The organism is Oligella sp. HMSC09E12 (assembly GCF_001808505.1).
In the GTDB taxonomy this organism is placed as follows: Bacteria; Pseudomonadota; Gammaproteobacteria; order Burkholderiales; family Burkholderiaceae_B; genus Oligella; species Oligella urethralis.
In genome coordinates this window covers 1-17,034 of record NZ_KV793606.1, presented here as the reverse complement: position 1 = coordinate 17,034, position 17,034 = coordinate 1, and the positions used below count along the sequence as shown (strand labels likewise).

Below are 17,034 nucleotides of genomic sequence, written 5' to 3'. Positions count from 1 at the left end.
CTTACTGCGATGGAGCCTTATTACATTCATCGGCAAAGATCACAGCAAACTCCGCCGGTGCATTATGCTTGAGGAGCTTTTTATTGAGTTTGCTAAATAGGGCAAATTCCTCGGCATCAAAACAGGCAAATACATGATTTAAAATATCCTCAATCACGGCCACGATTTCTGTGCGTAAATGGCGACTTTTGTCCGTTAAACTCAATTCCATCACGCGCTTATCCTTTTGTGAACGGGTGCGTGTAATCAGACCCTTGCACTCCAGGCGGTCAAGCGTACGTGTCATGGCGCCTGTGTCCACACCAATCGCATCGGCTAATTGTGCCGCCGTATTGATCTTACCCTCACCCAACAGCAGAATAGGGCGCCACTGAGCCCCGGTCAAACCGAGCGGTAGTAGTCCCTCATCCAATTTCTCATTAATTGCCTTGTGTACAATGCGTAAAACATTGCCCGTGTTTTTATCCGCTGACGTAGGTGGGTTAATATCGAATTGTATGTGTTTCATCATGTCGTTGTGTTTTTGCTTAGCACTGTTTTTTTTAGCATGCTAGTATGTACTGATATTTTCCAATTAAAGTCAGTGTGCACCGATTAAGCTGATTAGGCAGTGATAAGTCATATGAAGAGGATATTGTAACGGTTTTCAGGAAGATGATGACCTGATGAGGTCAATAGCATCGAGGAGATTTTTATGAGTACAAAAAGCAGCAAAATTCAAATTCAACATCATGGTGGCCCTTCCGTGATGGAGTGGGTAGATGTTGAAGTGGCAGCACCAGCGGCGAATGAAGTGCAAATTGAGCAAAAAGCGGTTGGTTTAAATTTTATCGATATCTACTTCCGTACCGGACTTTACGATCATCCTTTACCTCATGGCTTGGGCTTTGAAGCAAGTGGTATCGTGACAGCGGTGGGTAGTGAGGTGAGTCACTTAAAAGTCGGCGATCGCGTGGCCTATGGTCAAAGTCCTATCGGTGCTTATGCATTATTGCGCAATATGCCTGCCTTTCAAGTGGTTAAATTACCTGAGCAAATCTCCTTTGAGGAGGGTGCGGCGATTATGCTAAAGGGCTTAACCGCATGGTATTTATTACGTCAGACCTATAGAGTACAGGCTGGAGAGACGATTTTATTTCATGCCGCTGCCGGTGGGGTCGGTTTAATTGCAACCCAATGGGCTAAGGCCCTGGGTGTGAAGGTGATCGGTACCGCTTCAAGCGCCGAGAAAATTGCCTTAGCCAAAGCGCACGGTGCGTGGGAGATGATTAATTATCGTCAAGAGGATGTTGCAGCGCGAGTGTTAGAGCTCACGCAAGGTGATAAACTACCTGTGGTCTATGATGGGGTGGGTAAGGATACCTTCGAAACCTCACTTAATTGCTTAAAACCACGTGGTTTATTAGTGAGCTTTGGTAATGCATCCGGTGCGGTGACTGGGGTTAATCTCGGCATTTTGGCAAGCAAGGGTTCCCTCTATGTGACGCGTCCAACCGTCGGTGCTTATGTGAATACTCGTGAGTTGATGCAGCAAGCGGCAGATGAGCTATTTGAGCAAGTGCTTGCGGGCAATATCAAGGTGCGTATCGATCAACGGGTACCTTTGGTGGATGTAGCAAAAGCGCATGAGGACTTAGCCGCAGGGCGCACCACTGGTTCAACCGTGTTGACCATTGATTAGTGCGCTTAGCCCATCATAATGAAGGCAGCTTAAACTGAGTTAAGCTGCCTTCATAAATCAAGCTTTAGGCGACATGCTCTTGATGATATTTTAAGACCAGTTCGACCTCGTTTTTAGAGCCCAAACACACGCTCACGCGTTGATGTAATTCGCTCGGTTGAATATCTAAAATACGTTGTGTGCAGTCGGTTGATAGACCACCGGCTTGCTCAATTAAAAAGCTCATAGGATTGGCCTCATACATCAGACGTAATTTACCCGCTTTTTGTGGCTCGCGCGCATCCCATGGGTACATAAAAATCCCACCACGCATTAGGATACGGTGCACATCCGCTACCATAGAAGCAACCCAGCGCATATTGAAGTTTTTCTCACGTGGACCGGTCGCACCGGCAAGGCAATCATCAATGTAATCACGCACCGGAGTTGCCCAATGGCGGTAATTCGACATATTAATAGCAAATTCCCGGGTCTCAGCGGGGATGGTAATTTGTTCTTGTGTTAGTAGCCATTGATCACTTTCTCTATCGTAGGTAAAGCCTACGACCCCCTGACCAAGCGTCAGAATCAGAATGGTCTGTGGACCGTAAATGGCATAACCAGCAGCAACTTGTTGATGACCAGCTTGTAGAAAATCTGCTTCGCTCAGTTCTTGCGCATTGTTAGGTGATTTTAAAATAGAGAAAATTGTACCGATAGGGGCATTAATATCGATATTAGACGAACCGTCTAAGGGGTCAAAGAGTAATAAATAATTCCCCGTTTTAGGTGCCTCTTTAAGACTATAAAAAGTATCCATTTCCTCTGAGGCGACGCCGGCTAAAAAGCCATTGCGGCCACTTTCGGCTAATAAAATATCATTAGCAATCACATCCAGCTTTTTTTGCACCTCGCCTTGTACATTTTCTGAGCCTAGGGTGCCTAAGACACCGGCTAGTGCGCCTTTAGCCACTTTATTGCTGATGGTTTTGCAGGAGTTACTAACTGCCATCAGGAGTCCGTTGAGCTCCTCATTACTGTGGTTTTGGCTTTGTAAGCGGTTTAAATAATCTGATAAGCTTTGATTTGACATGGTTGGTCCTAAAAAATAAATGATTTAATCTGTATGCGTGAGATTTAAGGTTTTATGCACAATTTCACGTAAATTTTTAGAAATAGCAGGCTGAGCAGCAATTTGCTCCAAGGCATTTTTCATTAAGGACTGATAGGGTTCGGCATAATGGGTCCAATTATCCATTACCCGGGCTAGGCGCGCAGCAATTTCAGGGTTAAACTCATCAATTTGTAGTACCTGATCAGCCCAGAACAGATAGGATTTACCATCCGGACGATGGAAGCCTTTGATATTGTTTAAGCAGAATTGGAAAATCAGACTACGGGCGCGGTTCGGATTACTGAGATTGAATGCCGGGTGCGCCATCAGTCCCTGAATATCTTTTAACTCACTTTGTAGTGACGTAGCTTGCAGTGCAAACCACTTATCAATCACAAGGGCATTTTGTTGATAGGATTCGTAAAAGGTATTTAACGGCAAGCGATCGCTTGTGCTATCACCGTAATTGACGAGCGCTGACAGTGCAGCGAGGCGATCGGTCATATTGTCTGCCGTCTCAAACTGAGTCTCAGCCGCTTTTAGCGCAGCCTCATCCTGAATCGCTACTAACTGGCTTAGCGCAAGGTTTTTAAGACGACGATGTCCCGCTTCGATGGCATTGACCTTATAGGGGGTGTTGCTATTGAGTTCAACATAGCTATTCCACCATTGCTCTCGTAGTTGGTAGGCCAAGGCCTTTTGAAAAAGTTCATAAGCAGATGCTAGGCGTAGCGGATCTAGTGACTCAATTTGCTCCATCAGCATTTTAATACCGGGTAAGCTCAGTAGTACCGTACGATACGCGGCATCTAAGGCGGGATCCTGTAGGTTGCGGCGCCAAAGCGCTAGCACGTGTGGATTCAAGGGCAAGCTCGCTGCCTCATAGTCAGCTAAATTCGCTAACTCATATAAGCGCTTAATTTCAGCGGCGGCTATGCTTTGTGCTGTATACCAACGATTGTAGTGATCGCTATCATGTGCAGCAAGCAGCATTAACTCATCCTGCTGATAGGCATAATCAATGATGACAGGGGCCGAGAAGTTACGTAGTAAAGAGGGTACGGGCTTAGTCTCAACGCCTTCAAAGACAAACTCCTGGGAGGCCTCGCTTAAATGGAGCAGCACCTCCTCGTAATGACCTCCCTGATACTTAAAGGGGAGCGGCTTGCCTTCAGTATCCATCAATGCCACTTTAATCGGGATATGAAAGGGGAGTTTCTCAAACTCGAGGCTAAGCGTTTCTACACCTACCTTGGGGCAGCTTTGTTGCATACTGAGGCGGTAGCGTTTGGTGGCACTGTCATACTGTGTTTGTAGCGTGACCTTAGGTGTGCCGGCTTGTTGATACCAACGTCTAAATACGCTTAAATCAGCTGTTGCGTTGGCTTGTTGGTAGGCCCATTCCATCGCATCGACAAAATCATCGCAGGTCACTGCCTGACCATCGTGACGGCGGAAGTACTCCTTAATTCCCTGTTGGAATAGCTCCTCCCCCAAGATGGTATGAAGCATGCGGATAACCTCTGCACCTTTTTCATAAACGGTATGGGTGTAGAAATTGCTGATTTCCTCATAACTATTAGGGCGGATCGGGTGGGCCATCGGACCGGCATCCTCAGGAAACTGATATGTTTTTAACACCGTCACATCCTCAATGCGTTTAACCGCACGGGCTGTTTTGGCCGCTTCCTCAGTTAAGCCCATGCTCATCATATCGGCCGAGAACTCCTGATCTCTAAAGACTGTCAGCCCCTCTTTTAAGCTTAACTGAAACCAGTCACGACACGTGACACGGTTGCCGGTCCAGTTATGGAAGTACTCATGACCGATCACCGATTCAATGCCGGCATAGTTCGCATCGGTGGCGGTTTGTGGTTCAGCTAAGACATAGGCGGTATTGAAAATGTTTAAGCCCTTGTTCTCCATGGCGCCCATATTAAAATCACTGACCGCCACGATCATAAAACGATCGAGATCCAGACTTAAGTCAAAGCGTGTTTCATCCCAGCGGATGGATCGCTCTAAGCAGTCTAAAGCCCATTCGGTCTGTTGATAAGTGCCTTTATCGCTGTATATTTGTAATAACACCTCACGGCCGTCAGCCAGGGTGACTGTTTTTTCCCTTAAATCAAAATCGCCGGCCACTAGCGCAAAGAGATACGCGGGTTTTCTAAAGGGATCGTGCCAGATGGCCTCATGATAGCCATCGGCTAAATCCGATTGGCTAAGCAGATTGCCATTGGATAGTAAAATAGGATAATCTGCTTTAGGAGCACGTAAACTCACCTGAAACTCACTCATCACATCCGGTCGGTCAGGGTAAAAGGTGATGCGTCTAAAGCCCTCGGCCTCACATTGTGTATAAAAATAGCCACCCGACCGATATAAGCCCATCAAGGTTTTATTTTGTTCGGGTTGATTGCTGCAGCTGATTTGTAGTTCAAACTCGCCCACACAGTTGAAAATCCTTAAACCATCCTCATCTAAATGATAGTCATTTTCACTGAGTGGGATGCCGTTACGAGCGATGGCGATCAGCTCAAGCTCCTCGCCGTTTAACAACATATCCTGTGGGATATCCTGTTTGCTTTGCACCTGCATAACACTATGAACCAGTGTTTTATCTGGTGCTAAATTGAACTCGAGACTGACTTTTTTAATTTCAAAGGGATAGGCTTGATAATCTTGACGATAGGTTGTGGTGGCTTGCTTTGTGCTCATAAGCTTAATCTATTGATGCTATAAATATAATCGTTAGGTACTTTGTACGGTATAGACTATTATAGGTGAATAGCAGAAGCGACAAAACAGCATAGAAAGTTTCTTCAGGTAAATTTCCTAAGGTTTTTTATCAATAGCAAATCCTATACAATGATTAGCAACTTTCTTATAGGTAACTAAGGCGATGAAAAGATTTAATTCACAAAGACCCCGGCGCGTTTTAGCACTTTTTGCGAGCGTGTTTTTAACGGCTTGTGCAGGCTCCAATACCTTTACCGTGCAGCAGGAGGTATTTCAGCAACTTGGCGGTGCCACGCCGGGGGCGAGTTATGCGCTTAAGCACAGTGATTCGCAGAATCTTGAGCGTGGTGCCTATGCTAATCTACTGCAGCAAAATATGCACCGTACAGGACTATATCAAGCGACTTCTGCAGCCAAGGCCGATTATTTGGTGGATTTTAACTACAGCAGTGAGCGTCGTCAGCAGTTAGTGCGAGATTACGATCCCGATCCTTTTTTCTTTTATCCCTATATGGGCTTTGGTTATTGGCCTAGTAGCCATTTTTATGGCAGTATGATGTTCTATCCTAACTTCTACCACGGCTCTACGGTCCGCCAAGTAAATTATAATTACTACACCTTACAGGCCGTGATTAGCCGTCGCGCTGATGGTCAACCTGTTTATCAGTCAACGGTAGCCGCTAGCAGTCAAGCGCCCTTAGTGCAGGTGATGCCTTATTTAATGGCAGCGGTGTTTGACGGTTATCCTGGTCAAAGCGCAGGTGTGCGTGAGATTGTCTTTGATTTAGATGCACCGGGTGGTGGTTTGGGTGCGGCAGCTGAATTCAATACGCTTCAGCCCAAAGGCTCGCCGTCTCAGACTGCGCCCAAGTAAGTGTTTAATTGCGGTCTTTAGTTTTTTGCTCCATCGCAAAGCATTAGTACAAAAATTTATTCGAGTTAATGAGTTAAATCTACATGAGTTTACAGTCCCTAGTTAAAAATCAAGCGTCGCCGTTAGCGACACCCTTAGTCATGCCCGAGCCTGAGAGTGCCATGCTGATTGCCAAGTCCTTGCTACTAGAGCCATGGGGCATTGATGAAGGCCATTTGGAAAGTGCCATGGCGGAGATGTTTAGCCATCAGGTGGATTATGCTGATCTTTATTTTCAGCATAGTAGCAGTGAGGGCTGGTCCCTAGAGGAGGGGATTGTCAAGTCAGGCTCTTTTACTATTGATCAGGGCGTGGGCGTGCGTGCGGTCGTAGATGAAAAAACCGCCTTCGCTTATTCTGATAAGCTCTCGCCCGAGGCGTTATTAGAGGCGGCGGCAACCGTTAAAACCATTGCTGATCATGGTTCCCGTGAACGTGCCGTGCAGGTTAAAACCAAGCAATCTGTCGCACATCAGCTGTATGGCGTAGACAATCCGTTGGAGTCCATGAGCGCTGAGGCTAAAGTTGCACTACTGGAAAAGCTAGAGCGCCTGGCACGTGCACGTGACCCCCGAGTGATTCAAGTGATGGCGAGTCTCAACGCAGTGCGCGATGTAGTGCTTATCGCCGGTAGTGATGGTCGTTTGGTGGCCGATGTGCGTCCGCTGGTGCGTTTAAATGTCAATGTCGTGGTTGAACAAAATGGTAAGCGTGAAAGTGCGGCTGCTGGGGGCGGCGGGCGTTTTGGTTTAAACTACTTTACGGATGCACTGATAGATGAGTACGTTAATCGTGCGGTTGATGATGCTTTACTTAATCTCGAAGCCCGTCCTGCACCCGCTGGTCAGATGACGGTGGTATTAGGTCCAGGCTGGCCTGGTATTTTATTACATGAGGCAGTGGGGCATGGGTTAGAGGGTGACTTTAACCGTAAGGGCTCTAGCGTATTCTCTGGTCGTATTGGGGAGCAGGTTGCCTCCAAGGGGGTCACCGTGATTGATGACGGCACCATGAGCGATCGTCGTGGCTCTTTAAATATTGATGATGAGGGTAATCCTACCCAGCACAATGTATTAATTGAAGACGGTATTTTACGTGGCTATATGCAGGATACGCTCAACGCCCGTCTGATGAAAACCTCAGTCACTGGTAATGGTCGCCGAGAATCCTATGCGCATTTGCCGATGCCACGCATGACCAATACCTATATGTTGGCTGGCGACAAGGACCCTGAGGAAATCATTGCCTCTGTAAAAGACGGTATTTATGCGGTAAATTTTGGCGGTGGTCAGGTCGATATTACCAGTGGTAAATTCGTGTTTTCCGCCTCCGTTGCCTATCGAATTGAAGACGGTAAGGTAACTTACCCCGTCAAGGGGGCGACTCTCATCGGTAGTGGCATTGAGGCCATGAATCAAGTGTCAATGATCGGTAACGATTTACAGCTGGATTCTGGGGTAGGTACATGTGGTAAGGATGGTCAGAGTGTGCCGGTTGGTGTTGGCATGCCGAGCATCCGGATTGATGGTTTAACTGTCGGCGGTACCGCCTAATCGATTGTTTCATCAATGATTAATTGCTGAATTATTAATAAAAAATGTAGCGAGATTAGGCATTTTTCATTTTGTTGCAATACAATAATGGCTGATAAAAAATCCCGTTACAAATCAAATGGTTATAACGGGTTTTGTTTTATAGGGGACTAACTGGGGGACTAGTTGTTTTGCAAGATAACTTCATTGACGTAAGCTTGCAAACCTTGCAAACGTAGAGAAATCTCGTGATATAAGCCGTAGTTCAACAGAACAACCTCAATCGCTTCTTCAGGCGTAGGGTTTTCTTTGTTCAACGTTTGAAGTGGCGGTGGGGGTTGCATCAAATTTGAAGGAGGAGGGGCTTTATCTTCAAGGATTTGCACCGAAGTCGTGGAGCACGCCCCAACCGTCAGGCAACTTAGGGCAACTAGAAGTATCTTTGATGTATTTAGGTACCTCTTTAACCAGTGTTCTTGTAACATATCTAACTTCCTCCCTTTCTTGTTCGTATTGCAGCCCCAACTTATAACTCATGTTAAGTCCAAGGTTTAGGTTTTGTAGTGTATCTTCAAGTTGTTTTTTCTTTTCTGCTTCCCATTTGGCTGTGATTTTGTTTTGCCCTTGAATGTAACCATAAAACCAACTGGGAAGAGTCAAAAGAACGATTAACATGATTGCGGCAAACGTAGTTCTACCAATTTCCATACTTACTCAAACTCCTTGAACCTTTCGAGCACATTTTTATCTTTTGCATCAATTTCTCGTAATTGGTTAATTGTGCTTTTCAGACTGTTTATATGTTCTTCTTTGTCTTTTATTTTTTCTTCTTTTGATACCCCTTTATATTGCAAGTCGATAATTGACTGTATGATGGACGGCATACGGTCGACCACAACCCCTGCCAGCAAGTCAAACTTGTGTTTTTCTACGGCAAGGTAGAAGCGGAGATCTGCCGACCGTAAAGCATACCCCCCAATGAATCCGAGAGATGTAAAACACAGTAGGATTATCACAATCAAGGAACACATGACCGATCTAAATTTTTTTGGATTTCTTGTTAATTCTCTAGTTAGAATTCTCATGTACAACCTCCAATAGCTCTGTTACTTTGTTTGTTAACTCCATTACCTGTTGTTCAAGCTCCTTGATTCGCTTGCTTTGGACATTAATTTGCTCGGTTAAAATCTCAATCCTAACTTCCTGCGCTCTAGCGTTAGCCACGGCATCGTTTCGTTCTTTGTAAGCTTCGGCCGCTCTATCGTTTGCTTCGGAAGCAAGACGGGTAAGCCTTTCAACTTCTCTATCTCTGTTTTCAAGGATTCTGTTCAAGTGTTCAAAAGAGGATACTGAACCATCAGAGCGAGCGTCGTGTACTTTGTAAAGATTCCAAGCCAACTTGATAGAGACCCAAGCAATAGCCAAGATGACGGCAACACCTAAAGGGACTCCTAAGTAAGTTGTAATCAGGGAGACCCAAGAAGGGATTTCATTAATGTTTCCTTCCACTTATTTCCCCATGAAAAGTTTGAATTCTGCCTCTCGTCTTCGTTCTAACCCTCGTAATACACGACCTCCAGCGTACTTCCAACTATGAAATGCAAGTGCCGCTCCTAAGTAATCTCCGCTGTTTAATCGCTTGAGTAGCGTGGAAGGTTGACCGTCTTTAAGTCTTATGATGCCCGATTTATGGGAAGCTCCCTCACCCACATTAAATACAATTGATACAAGGGCATCAAATTGATTTTGTGTGAGAGGAACTTTCACTGCTTTTTTAACCGAGTCTTCAAAGCGTACAATATCTTTGTCAAGTAACTCGTCAGCTTGTTTTTCAGTGATGGTTTGGTTTGGTTTTGCGGTACCTGTATGACCATAACCTATGGTCCAAACACCGACAGAGTCTTGATAGGAGTTTAGTCTCAATCCCTCAAATTCTTTGATTAAGGCTTTACCTTTTTCAGATACTTTCAAGTGTGTGTTCATGACTTATTATTTTTATAGAGTTTGTCAATGTTGACATTTTAGCATTTATAGGTAATAATATCTAGCGTAACATTTAATTTTAGGGTGTATACCAGTTATGTCTGAAGATTTAGAGTTCTTGAAAAACACGGATTTTGACGAGATTGAGAAAGCGAATAAAGAGCGCATGGAAGCTCAAGACGCTGAAGCAGTGACAGAAGAAGATTCTGAGTGTGAATCTTGCAAGATTTGACTTGTTGCGGGCTTGACCGATTGGCTAGGTGGCTGCCTTCCAAGCAGTTAAAAAGGGTTCGATTCCCTTAGTCCGCTCCAAACAACTTTAAAAACCTCTTGAATCAAGAGGTTTTATTTACCTTAAACTTTTAATTTTTAATCAAAAAAAGTTGACACTAAATATTTGGTGTATTATTTTTCAAAATAAATTATATTTATAGCTATGAATTTTTTAAGTATCTGCTCAGGCATTGAAGCTGCAAGTGTTGCGTTTAACCCTCTTGGTTGGCAAGCCATTTGCTTTTCAGAGATTGAAAAATTCCCTGGCGAAGTGTTAGCCCATCACTATCCCGACGTGCCTAATAAGGGCGACATGACAGCGTTTCGTGAGTGGCCAGAGGAGTATTTCCGAGACGCAGATATGATCGTAGGTGGCCCACCTTGCCAGTCGTTCTCTGTGGCAGGTGCTCGGGGTGGTCTAAACGACGAACGCGGAAACCTAACTTTAACTTTTACGGAGATAATTAATCATGCAGACGCCATCAGACGCAAACACAACCGTCCGCCCGTCATCGTCCTATATGAAAACGTACCGGGGATCTTCAGCGACAAGACAAACGCCTTTGGATGCTTGCTTGGTGCACTTGCCGGAGAAGATGAAGCACTTATCCCATCAGGGAAAAGATGGACGAACGCAGGTGCTGTGCTTGGCCCCGAAAGAACAATCGCATGGCGATTGCTTGACGCCCAATACTTCGGACTGGCCCAACGACGCAAGCGTGTGTTTCTTGTCGCAAGTGCTAGAGAGGACTTCAGTCCCGCAGAAATACTTTTTGAGTTCGACGGCGTGCGCAGGGATACTCAACCGAGCAGAGAAACGGGGCAAGAAGCTACCGGAAATGTTGGAACAGGCTTTACGTCTTCAAGCTTCGGTGGATACTCCGAGGGGGTAGGCACACTACGAGCCGCAGGAGGTGATTTGGGTGGAGGGAGCGAAACACTGGTTACGCATGATAAAGTAAAATGGCCCGCAGATATAGCAAGCACTAACCAAACAGGCTTTAGAAAGCTGACGTTTGAAAGCTATATACAAGACGAAACTGCAAGCACGATGATGGCAAGGGATTATAAGAGTTACACGGACTTGGTTGCGTTCGGTGTACCTGGCAATTGGATTGGACGAAAGCCGGAAAACGGAGGTAATAGCACTCAATTTATGTACGAGATAGCGCCAGCACAAACGGCTACTGATAAGCATGGGGTTATAGCTTTTAATAGCAGACAAGACCCTGTGAGTGGTGATGTGTTAGGGGCGCTGGATACATTCAGCCCACAAGCTCAGTCAGTCGTTATAGCAGGTACTCAAAACGACTATTTCCGAGACGCTACCGAAAACTTAGCGCCAACGTTGAGATCAGATAACGGAGGTGGGGTAGTGAATCAGGCGATTGCCATCCAAGGGAGCATGGTAGGCAGAAAACCAGAGAATGGCCCGCAAGGTTCAGGCTATGATGATACGGGCGTTTGCTTTACGCAAACATCTGCTGATCGCCATGCCGTTGCGGTGGCAACGCAAACCGTTGTCCTGCCTCTAAACAGTATGACCATACAGGGTCGACCAAGCGATGACCTTAATCCTCGCATGGGATCAGGCATCGGAGATCCATACGATCCGCAAAACACCCTAACAAGCAACCACCACCATGCCGTGGCGGTGTTGAATCCGCCAGCCTATCAAGTACGCAGGCTAACCCCAGTGGAGTGTGAACGACTGATGGGATTCCCCGATAAATATACGCAAATCCCTTGGCGCAATAAACCCGCAGAGGAATGCCCAGAGGGGCACCGATACAAGGCGCTTGGCAATAGCTGGGCAGTACCTGTCGCTAGATGGATAGGTAAACGTATAGATGATGCCGTAAAATCACAAGCTTGCTAAAACTAGAGGACATACCTTGATGGGGCATAATAAAGTTTATTGATTAGGAGATTGCATATGAAAATTTTAAACTTAACACAGCACCCAGCAACCCCAGACCAAATTGAGGCAGGGGTTGTTGACTTGCATGGTGAACAACTTGAGATGCTCAAGAGCTTGCTAACTTTTGAACATTTACCAAGTTCTCAAGAAATAGAGGACAGAGCACATGATATTGCGCTACTGGTGATGTTTAATGGTCTTGGCAATGACGATGACGATCCGTCTTTTTTTAAGGCGATGATCGGAGGTGCGCCATACTTAATGAGTGCATTAGAAAATGCACTCAAAAGTCACAGTGTGGTGCCTGTTTATGCATTTTCTGAGCGCATGAGCGTGGAGGAAATTCAGCCTGATGGATCAGTTAGAAAGTTAAACAAGTTTAAACACAAAGGATTTGTGGAAGTGTAATTTTAAAGCCCTCTTGCAAGAGGGCTTTTATTATTTAGTGTTATATTTCTTATAGTATTCTGGGTAATGCTTACGCTCCTTCTCAGAAAGGTAAGATTGATAGCAGTGATCTTCTTGCCAAAAGAAAAGTAAATCAATCATACGTTTCATCAATGCCCAGCGTTTCTTTAAATGCTGCATTCGCCAAGCTCTTGCTGATAGAGTTTCATCAGCATGTCCAGCTAAAAGTGTATTGAATAACTGATCAATAGCAATTGGAATTTGATAACCAAATGTACGTTTACTCATTATCATTCCAACCTTTATTAAAATCATAATCAACAATAGCTAAACCATCACTTAAAGCATCTACTGCTTCGTGATGCTGTCTCTCAGCTGTATAGCACCGCTGTAAGAAATTACCAATTAAGCCTGTAATCATTTCTAATTCACCAATGGTTAGAGTTACCCAACCACTTTTAGCTTTAAAATCTACTTTTGATTCTTTGGTTAAACCAGCTAAATGAGAGTTAGAAACTACCGTTGAGATTCTATTTTGATCTTCTACAGTGGTAGCAATTCGAGTACCGTTAGGAAGTTTTAAACCTCCCGTCATGACTTCCCACCGCTTCTCTGTAATTTTATTCTTAATTTCGTTTTTTAGAATATTTAAATCAATTGGTTTAAGATCATACTCTGCAATGTATTGAATACCTTCTTGCTTCCAAGTCCTTGCATTAGAGAGTTCAATGGTATGCGTTCTCTCATCATACTCTGGTTTAATATCAATAACTTTGTATATACCTTGTTCTGCTAGTGCCTCATCGGACATTGGTTTATTATCATCACCAATCCAGTCAGGTCTATCAATAAACACATAATTATGCTCTGTAAAACGGATATACATTATCGGTTCTCCCCTCTAGGACAAGTACCCCATTTAGGGTGTTTTTCAGGTGAATTTTCTAGGGGAGACCCTTCTGCAAATCCAATAGGCTTTGTTTTGATTAGGGGAACACACCACTTTGAGAGGTCCTGATTGAAGGTACTATTATTTTCGAAAGCAAGATCCATATTAGTTACCTTAGAGGTATTCCATTGGCTGATATCCGTTACGTATACATGCCCATCTGCTAAGAATAGATGAAGACTAATTAAATTACTGGTGTCCCAAGTACTAATGTCAGCAATTGTACCAACAGGAGTAGGAACGAAATTATTTTTATTATCGAAAAGTCCAAAATCTAACGGCAAGTATTTAGTAAGCCTAGAAGTTATTACTTGAGACAGGGGAATTGTTTTGGTAACTCCATGCTTATCTTGTATTGTTATGTGTAGGTAATTATCAATAATAGATAATTTTGATGTTTCACCGCCAAACAACTCATAAAATTCAATTAGCCTTCTTGCATATCTAGGTTGTTTACCTGCCCAATTGTCATTATTATTTATCCTGTCCGCTGCAATGTAATACCATTTCCCTGCTAATTGATAAAACTTATCTTCCTCTGCGGAAATCGTAGATACATAAGTTAGAGGCTTTCCTTCACCGTTACTTTTAAAAATAATAGGAGGAGCCCACATAGGGTGTTTGGAAGTATCTTCTTCAAATCCGGAACCAGCGGCAAAATCTGCATTAGAGGCATTAGAACCATCCCACCTAGAGAGGTCCTGATTAAATGAAGTTGCTCCGTAGAACATTCTGTTCATGTTAAGGACTGAGGTTGTGTTCCAGCTGCTAATGTCTTGATTAAAGGATGTTAATTCTTCAAACATGCTAGAGAAATCCGTAACATTAGAAGTGTTCCAATTTCTTATATTATGGTGGTTAAATTTCTTAGCCCCTGCGAACATTCTTCGTAAGCTAGTAACTTTAGGAGGTAAATAATCAGGAACAGAGACTAGTTCATTACCCCCAATATTGGTTAGCTGCGTAATATTCTCGCCCCAATAAAGAATCTCTTTAATATGATTTCTTAATGAAAAATCGGTAATAGAAGGGGATAGATTTGAGTTCTTTATGTAGTAAGGCGTATTAGCAACTAAGTTGCCTGTTTTGTTCCAAGTAATACCGTCAGCGCTAAATTCCCATACACCTGCCCTTGACAATGAAAAGGGTGCAAATAAGGTTACTTGGATTGAAATATCTAAATCAATACCAAAAGAATCTACGTTAATTCGATCTAATTTGATCTTATCTGATGCAGACATTAACCCTGAAGTAGTACTAGTAGCTGTGGAGTATTCTGGGATTATTAACTCCGCCCATTCACCTTTAGCATTGAGATACTTAGATATTTCCCCTGTCGTTTTCAGCTTAGCTAAGTCACCTAGGTTATTAACTTTTTCGTCAAGAATAGTCCTTACTTGTTGGAAACTATTGTCGATTTTTTCATCAAGGAATTGGAAGTTATTGTCTACTTCATCGTTTGTCAAACGATCTTGTTTGACTCTTCTATAGGTGATTCCTACCATTACAGCCACCATTATATAGAAGAATATTGACCAGCAGGCACAGACTCTGTTGACCAAATCACTGTAATTGATTCGTTTTCAAGCTTGTTGATCACAGGTCTGGTTGCTCTGTTACATAAAACTTCCCCTGCAAACAAACCTAACTCGGTAATTGCTCCTGTTGCTTTACCAGCAGGAAATTCAGCAGTGTAAGTAAGTACGTGACCATTTCTACTAACTTGAACATCAGCTTTAGCATCAGAAAGAGGGGAAGTTAGGTTTGTGTTTTCAAAGTCAACTTCGTTTACCCCTGACCCAAGCTCAATGTGAGTGATTGTTTGACTGGCTTCCCCATTGAATACTTTCGCTCGATGTTCTGCACCCGTACGAACTTCCATGTTTTGTGTAACGTCAACAATATCCCCAGAAGGTGTATGGCGGATAACTGTAATTACGCCTTTGCTGTGGTTAAAACTTTTCATATGAACTCCTTATTGTTCTAGTTATAGGTAGTTTTATAAGAGCCGAGGTTGTAAGACTCGCCAAAATAATTAATGGCGTAATCATCAGGTATCTTTATTTCAACCTCAGACAATATTTTAGATTGGTCCTTGCTAGGTAAACTTAATTCATATTGCAACTGTTCTAGCAAGTGGGTAGTACTTTTAGGTTTGAGTTGTGACCCACAAGTCAAATAATCGTACGTCTTGTTTAAGTCCTTCAATGGAAATGAGGATAAAGCCAACGCTATGCTTCTAATTTCAGAAAGACTATGAGTTCTATATCTAATATAAATCGTTGCCTTCGATTGCAACATCACGAGATCTTTCAAGGTTGGGTTTGGTATATTAGTACTTACTCTCTCAAACGATCTTGAAGTCTCCTTTAACGTTGGCGATGGAAGCCCTATTTTTGGTTTAGAGTAATTAACGTTAACGTCCATAAACTCAAGTTTAGGTAAAGTAAACTTGATGGCATCTTTAGATTGCGACTTGTCTTCTACTACGGGAATCGGAAGGTTTAAATTTAAGCTATCAGAAATAGTTGATTTACTTGTGTAACCGAAGTTAGCTGCTACGTTTATTAGGTCAATTAACGTAGTTTCATCAAATTCAGAAAAATCATTAGACGTAGATACCAACCAAGCCTTCAAGGTTAGTTGATTTAAACTTGCAACTAACCTTTTCTCGGTAAACTCTACCTTAGTTCTTGCGAGAGGAAAATCAACCTTTAAGTACAACATTACTTATCTGGGTATCTTTCCCTAACTTTAAAGTTAAAGGTGCCGTAAATGGTTTGACGACCAACAATTTCAACCTCGGCTTCAAAATCCCCAACTTCATCTGTAAAACCTTCAGGTAAAGGGACTTTGATTTTGTTTGCTTCATGCACCTGACCGGGAATGGTCCTTACAGGTCCTGTCGTACCAACACGTCGTGTGTGAATTAACACGGTGTCTCTTGATAGATCTACCGTCCTTCCCGGTTCCGTTACTTCGATGTGTATTACAGGCGTAATATCACCTTCTACCAAGTTAATGCTCATAACCTTTCTTTATTATTGTAGTTCTTAAGGTTAAACTATTGTAACACATTTGGTGTTTTAATGTCTTGATTATAAATAGAAATCTTAGATTCAATGATGAGGGAATTTCTCTTTAATACTAGCTATATAGTTAATCCAATCTTCTGTTTCTTTAGGTAGTTTAATACCTTGATTTTGTATTGCTACAAACCCTTTATAGATAGCGTCTAACTGGTCACCTACATAATGATAGCTAGACCTTCTATGTGGTATTGGATCTTCTTTATGCTTTATTTTCATATGCAGTCTCCCAGTCTTGATAAGGCCATGCTTCGACACGTATTGTGTAGGTAGTCGGTTGGTCAAACTCAAGCTCTGCCGTGTCGCTATCGCACTCATAAGGTGTGCCGTTAATAAGGATAGTACAGGGGACAGGTAAGTTTGAGAGGGTTAATCCATTGAGCTTTGTTTGCTGAATTGGGCGGTCTGTTATTTGGCCGTTTTTGATGTATTGCGTGGCGGGATCGGCTT

21 protein-coding genes and 1 tRNA gene are annotated in these 17,034 nt (G+C 43.4%); 7 read left to right on the top strand and 15 right to left on the bottom strand.

Going from position 1 to position 17,034, the window contains the following annotated elements:
• Position 1: 1 nt before the first annotated feature.
• Positions 2-511, bottom strand: a complete 510-nt coding sequence (locus HMPREF3179_RS09475) for a MarR family winged helix-turn-helix transcriptional regulator (protein ID WP_246824434.1) — start codon at positions 509-511, stop codon at positions 2-4.
• A 183-nt stretch (positions 512-694) separates the two neighbouring features.
• Between HMPREF3179_RS09475 and HMPREF3179_RS09470 the strand changes: the two genes are divergently transcribed.
• Positions 695-1,681: a quinone oxidoreductase family protein gene (locus HMPREF3179_RS09470; protein WP_036558461.1), complete on the top strand. Its 987-nt coding sequence runs from the start codon at positions 695-697 to the stop codon at positions 1,679-1,681.
• A gap of 64 nt (positions 1,682-1,745) precedes the next feature.
• Here HMPREF3179_RS09470 and HMPREF3179_RS09465 read toward each other — a convergent pair whose 3' ends face one another.
• Complete coding sequence (locus HMPREF3179_RS09465; RefSeq protein ID WP_036558458.1) at positions 1,746-2,753, bottom strand: class 1 fructose-bisphosphatase; 1,008 nt, start codon at positions 2,751-2,753, stop codon at positions 1,746-1,748.
• Between the two features lie 24 nt (positions 2,754-2,777).
• Entirely contained in the window at positions 2,778-5,495 is a 2,718-nt protein-coding gene (gene pepN / locus HMPREF3179_RS09460) for an aminopeptidase N (protein ID WP_070470920.1), read from the bottom strand.
• 184 nt (positions 5,496-5,679) lie between these two features.
• Here pepN and HMPREF3179_RS09455 point away from each other — a divergent pair, with 184 nt between their 5' ends.
• Entirely contained in the window at positions 5,680-6,390 is a 711-nt protein-coding gene (locus HMPREF3179_RS09455; protein WP_018025686.1) for a DUF4136 domain-containing protein, read from the top strand.
• A 140-nt stretch (positions 6,391-6,530) separates the two neighbouring features.
• Positions 6,531-7,982 carry a metalloprotease TldD gene (tldD, locus tag HMPREF3179_RS09450; RefSeq protein ID WP_141743468.1) on the top strand — a complete coding sequence of 484 codons (1,452 nt, stop codon included), beginning with the start codon at positions 6,531-6,533 and terminating at the stop codon, positions 7,980-7,982.
• Positions 7,983-8,333: 351 nt separating this feature from the next.
• Here the strand turns inward: tldD and HMPREF3179_RS09440 are convergent, their stop codons facing one another.
• From HMPREF3179_RS09440 to HMPREF3179_RS09425, 4 genes are read right to left on the bottom strand one after another with little or no spacing between them, the layout of a single operon-like run.
• Complete coding sequence (locus tag HMPREF3179_RS09440) at positions 8,334-8,669, bottom strand: hypothetical protein (protein ID WP_070470915.1); 336 nt, start codon at positions 8,667-8,669, stop codon at positions 8,334-8,336.
• A 2-nt stretch (positions 8,670-8,671) separates the two neighbouring features.
• Positions 8,672-9,046 carry a hypothetical protein gene (locus HMPREF3179_RS09435; protein WP_048769234.1) on the bottom strand — a complete coding sequence of 125 codons (375 nt, stop codon included), beginning with the start codon at positions 9,044-9,046 and terminating at the stop codon, positions 8,672-8,674.
• Positions 9,030-9,470, bottom strand: coding sequence for a hypothetical protein (locus HMPREF3179_RS09430; RefSeq protein ID WP_048769229.1), 441 nt, complete (start codon positions 9,468-9,470; stop codon positions 9,030-9,032). Before HMPREF3179_RS09430 ends, HMPREF3179_RS09435 begins: the two co-directional genes overlap by 17 nt.
• Complete coding sequence (locus HMPREF3179_RS09425; RefSeq protein WP_070470966.1) at positions 9,471-9,932, bottom strand: lysozyme; 462 nt, start codon at positions 9,930-9,932, stop codon at positions 9,471-9,473.
• A gap of 109 nt (positions 9,933-10,041) precedes the next feature.
• Between HMPREF3179_RS09425 and HMPREF3179_RS12600 the strand changes: the two genes are divergently transcribed.
• The 4 genes from HMPREF3179_RS12600 (at position 10,042) to HMPREF3179_RS09410 (ending at position 12,546) form a co-directional block, all read left to right on the top strand.
• A complete protein-coding gene (locus HMPREF3179_RS12600) occupies positions 10,042-10,176 on the top strand; it encodes a hypothetical protein (protein WP_256388755.1) in 135 nt (44 codons plus the stop codon).
• A 6-nt stretch (positions 10,177-10,182) separates the two neighbouring features.
• Positions 10,183-10,256: transfer RNA gene (locus tag HMPREF3179_RS09420), tRNA-Gly, on the top strand.
• A 124-nt stretch (positions 10,257-10,380) separates the two neighbouring features.
• Positions 10,381-12,096, top strand: coding sequence for a DNA cytosine methyltransferase (locus HMPREF3179_RS12535; protein WP_083290745.1), 1,716 nt, complete (start codon positions 10,381-10,383; stop codon positions 12,094-12,096).
• Positions 12,097-12,153: 57 nt separating this feature from the next.
• The gene (locus tag HMPREF3179_RS09410) at positions 12,154-12,546 is read left to right on the top strand and encodes a hypothetical protein (protein WP_070470911.1); all 393 of its coding nucleotides are present in this window, start codon (positions 12,154-12,156) and stop codon (positions 12,544-12,546) included.
• A 30-nt stretch (positions 12,547-12,576) separates the two neighbouring features.
• On the opposite strand, the gene HMPREF3179_RS09405 is transcribed toward HMPREF3179_RS09410, so the two are convergent.
• From HMPREF3179_RS09405 to HMPREF3179_RS12415, 8 genes are all read right to left on the bottom strand, one after another.
• A complete protein-coding gene (locus tag HMPREF3179_RS09405; protein ID WP_070470909.1) occupies positions 12,577-12,834 on the bottom strand; it encodes a hypothetical protein in 258 nt (85 codons plus the stop codon).
• The gene (locus tag HMPREF3179_RS09400) at positions 12,827-13,432 is read right to left on the bottom strand and encodes a DUF4376 domain-containing protein (RefSeq protein ID WP_070470906.1); all 606 of its coding nucleotides are present in this window, start codon (positions 13,430-13,432) and stop codon (positions 12,827-12,829) included. The genes HMPREF3179_RS09405 and HMPREF3179_RS09400 overlap by 8 nt, the downstream gene beginning before the upstream one ends.
• Positions 13,432-15,000 (bottom strand): BspA family leucine-rich repeat surface protein, encoded by a 1,569-nt coding sequence (locus HMPREF3179_RS12420; RefSeq protein ID WP_210398769.1) that lies wholly within the window; start codon positions 14,998-15,000, stop codon positions 13,432-13,434. Before HMPREF3179_RS12420 ends, HMPREF3179_RS09400 begins: the two co-directional genes overlap by 1 nt.
• Positions 15,001-15,011: 11 nt before the next feature.
• Positions 15,012-15,461 carry a hypothetical protein gene (locus HMPREF3179_RS09390; protein WP_070470900.1) on the bottom strand — a complete coding sequence of 150 codons (450 nt, stop codon included), beginning with the start codon at positions 15,459-15,461 and terminating at the stop codon, positions 15,012-15,014.
• 17 nt (positions 15,462-15,478) lie between these two features.
• Positions 15,479-16,222 carry a hypothetical protein gene (locus HMPREF3179_RS09385; protein WP_070470898.1) on the bottom strand — a complete coding sequence of 248 codons (744 nt, stop codon included), beginning with the start codon at positions 16,220-16,222 and terminating at the stop codon, positions 15,479-15,481.
• Positions 16,222-16,524 carry a hypothetical protein gene (locus HMPREF3179_RS09380; RefSeq protein ID WP_070470896.1) on the bottom strand — a complete coding sequence of 101 codons (303 nt, stop codon included), beginning with the start codon at positions 16,522-16,524 and terminating at the stop codon, positions 16,222-16,224. Before HMPREF3179_RS09380 ends, HMPREF3179_RS09385 begins: the two co-directional genes overlap by 1 nt.
• 90 nt (positions 16,525-16,614) lie before the next feature.
• Positions 16,615-16,803: a hypothetical protein gene (locus tag HMPREF3179_RS09375; RefSeq protein ID WP_070470894.1), complete on the bottom strand. Its 189-nt coding sequence runs from the start codon at positions 16,801-16,803 to the stop codon at positions 16,615-16,617.
• On the bottom strand, positions 16,787-17,034 hold a 248-nt coding region (locus tag HMPREF3179_RS12415), incomplete at its 5' end, for a hypothetical protein (protein WP_210398768.1). The genes HMPREF3179_RS12415 and HMPREF3179_RS09375, both read right to left, overlap by 17 nt.

Coding starts and splice junctions, on each gene's coding strand:
- HMPREF3179_RS09475 (WP_246824434.1), bottom strand. CDS start 511: ATGATGAAACACATACAATTCGATATTAACCCACCTACGTCAGCGGAT.
- HMPREF3179_RS09470 (WP_036558461.1), top strand. CDS start 695: ATGAGTACAAAAAGCAGCAAAATTCAAATTCAACATCATGGTGGCCCT.
- HMPREF3179_RS09465 (WP_036558458.1), bottom strand. CDS start 2,753: ATGTCAAATCAAAGCTTATCAGATTATTTAAACCGCTTACAAAGCCAA.
- pepN (WP_070470920.1), bottom strand. CDS start 5,495: ATGAGCACAAAGCAAGCCACCACAACCTATCGTCAAGATTATCAAGCC.
- HMPREF3179_RS09455 (WP_018025686.1), top strand. CDS start 5,680: ATGAAAAGATTTAATTCACAAAGACCCCGGCGCGTTTTAGCACTTTTT.
- tldD (WP_141743468.1), top strand. CDS start 6,531: ATGCCCGAGCCTGAGAGTGCCATGCTGATTGCCAAGTCCTTGCTACTA.
- HMPREF3179_RS09440 (WP_070470915.1), bottom strand. CDS start 8,669: ATGGAAATTGGTAGAACTACGTTTGCCGCAATCATGTTAATCGTTCTT.
- HMPREF3179_RS09435 (WP_048769234.1), bottom strand. CDS start 9,046: ATGAGAATTCTAACTAGAGAATTAACAAGAAATCCAAAAAAATTTAGA.
- HMPREF3179_RS12600 (WP_256388755.1), top strand. CDS start 10,042: ATGTCTGAAGATTTAGAGTTCTTGAAAAACACGGATTTTGACGAGATT.
- HMPREF3179_RS12535 (WP_083290745.1), top strand. CDS start 10,381: ATGAATTTTTTAAGTATCTGCTCAGGCATTGAAGCTGCAAGTGTTGCG.
- HMPREF3179_RS09410 (WP_070470911.1), top strand. CDS start 12,154: ATGAAAATTTTAAACTTAACACAGCACCCAGCAACCCCAGACCAAATT.
- HMPREF3179_RS09405 (WP_070470909.1), bottom strand. CDS start 12,834: ATGAGTAAACGTACATTTGGTTATCAAATTCCAATTGCTATTGATCAG.
- HMPREF3179_RS09400 (WP_070470906.1), bottom strand. CDS start 13,432: ATGTATATCCGTTTTACAGAGCATAATTATGTGTTTATTGATAGACCT.
- HMPREF3179_RS12420 (WP_210398769.1), bottom strand. CDS start 15,000: ATGGTAGGAATCACCTATAGAAGAGTCAAACAAGATCGTTTGACAAAC.
- HMPREF3179_RS09390 (WP_070470900.1), bottom strand. CDS start 15,461: ATGAAAAGTTTTAACCACAGCAAAGGCGTAATTACAGTTATCCGCCAT.
- HMPREF3179_RS09385 (WP_070470898.1), bottom strand. CDS start 16,222: ATGTTGTACTTAAAGGTTGATTTTCCTCTCGCAAGAACTAAGGTAGAG.
- HMPREF3179_RS09380 (WP_070470896.1), bottom strand. CDS start 16,524: ATGAGCATTAACTTGGTAGAAGGTGATATTACGCCTGTAATACACATC.
- HMPREF3179_RS09375 (WP_070470894.1), bottom strand. CDS start 16,803: ATGAAAATAAAGCATAAAGAAGATCCAATACCACATAGAAGGTCTAGC.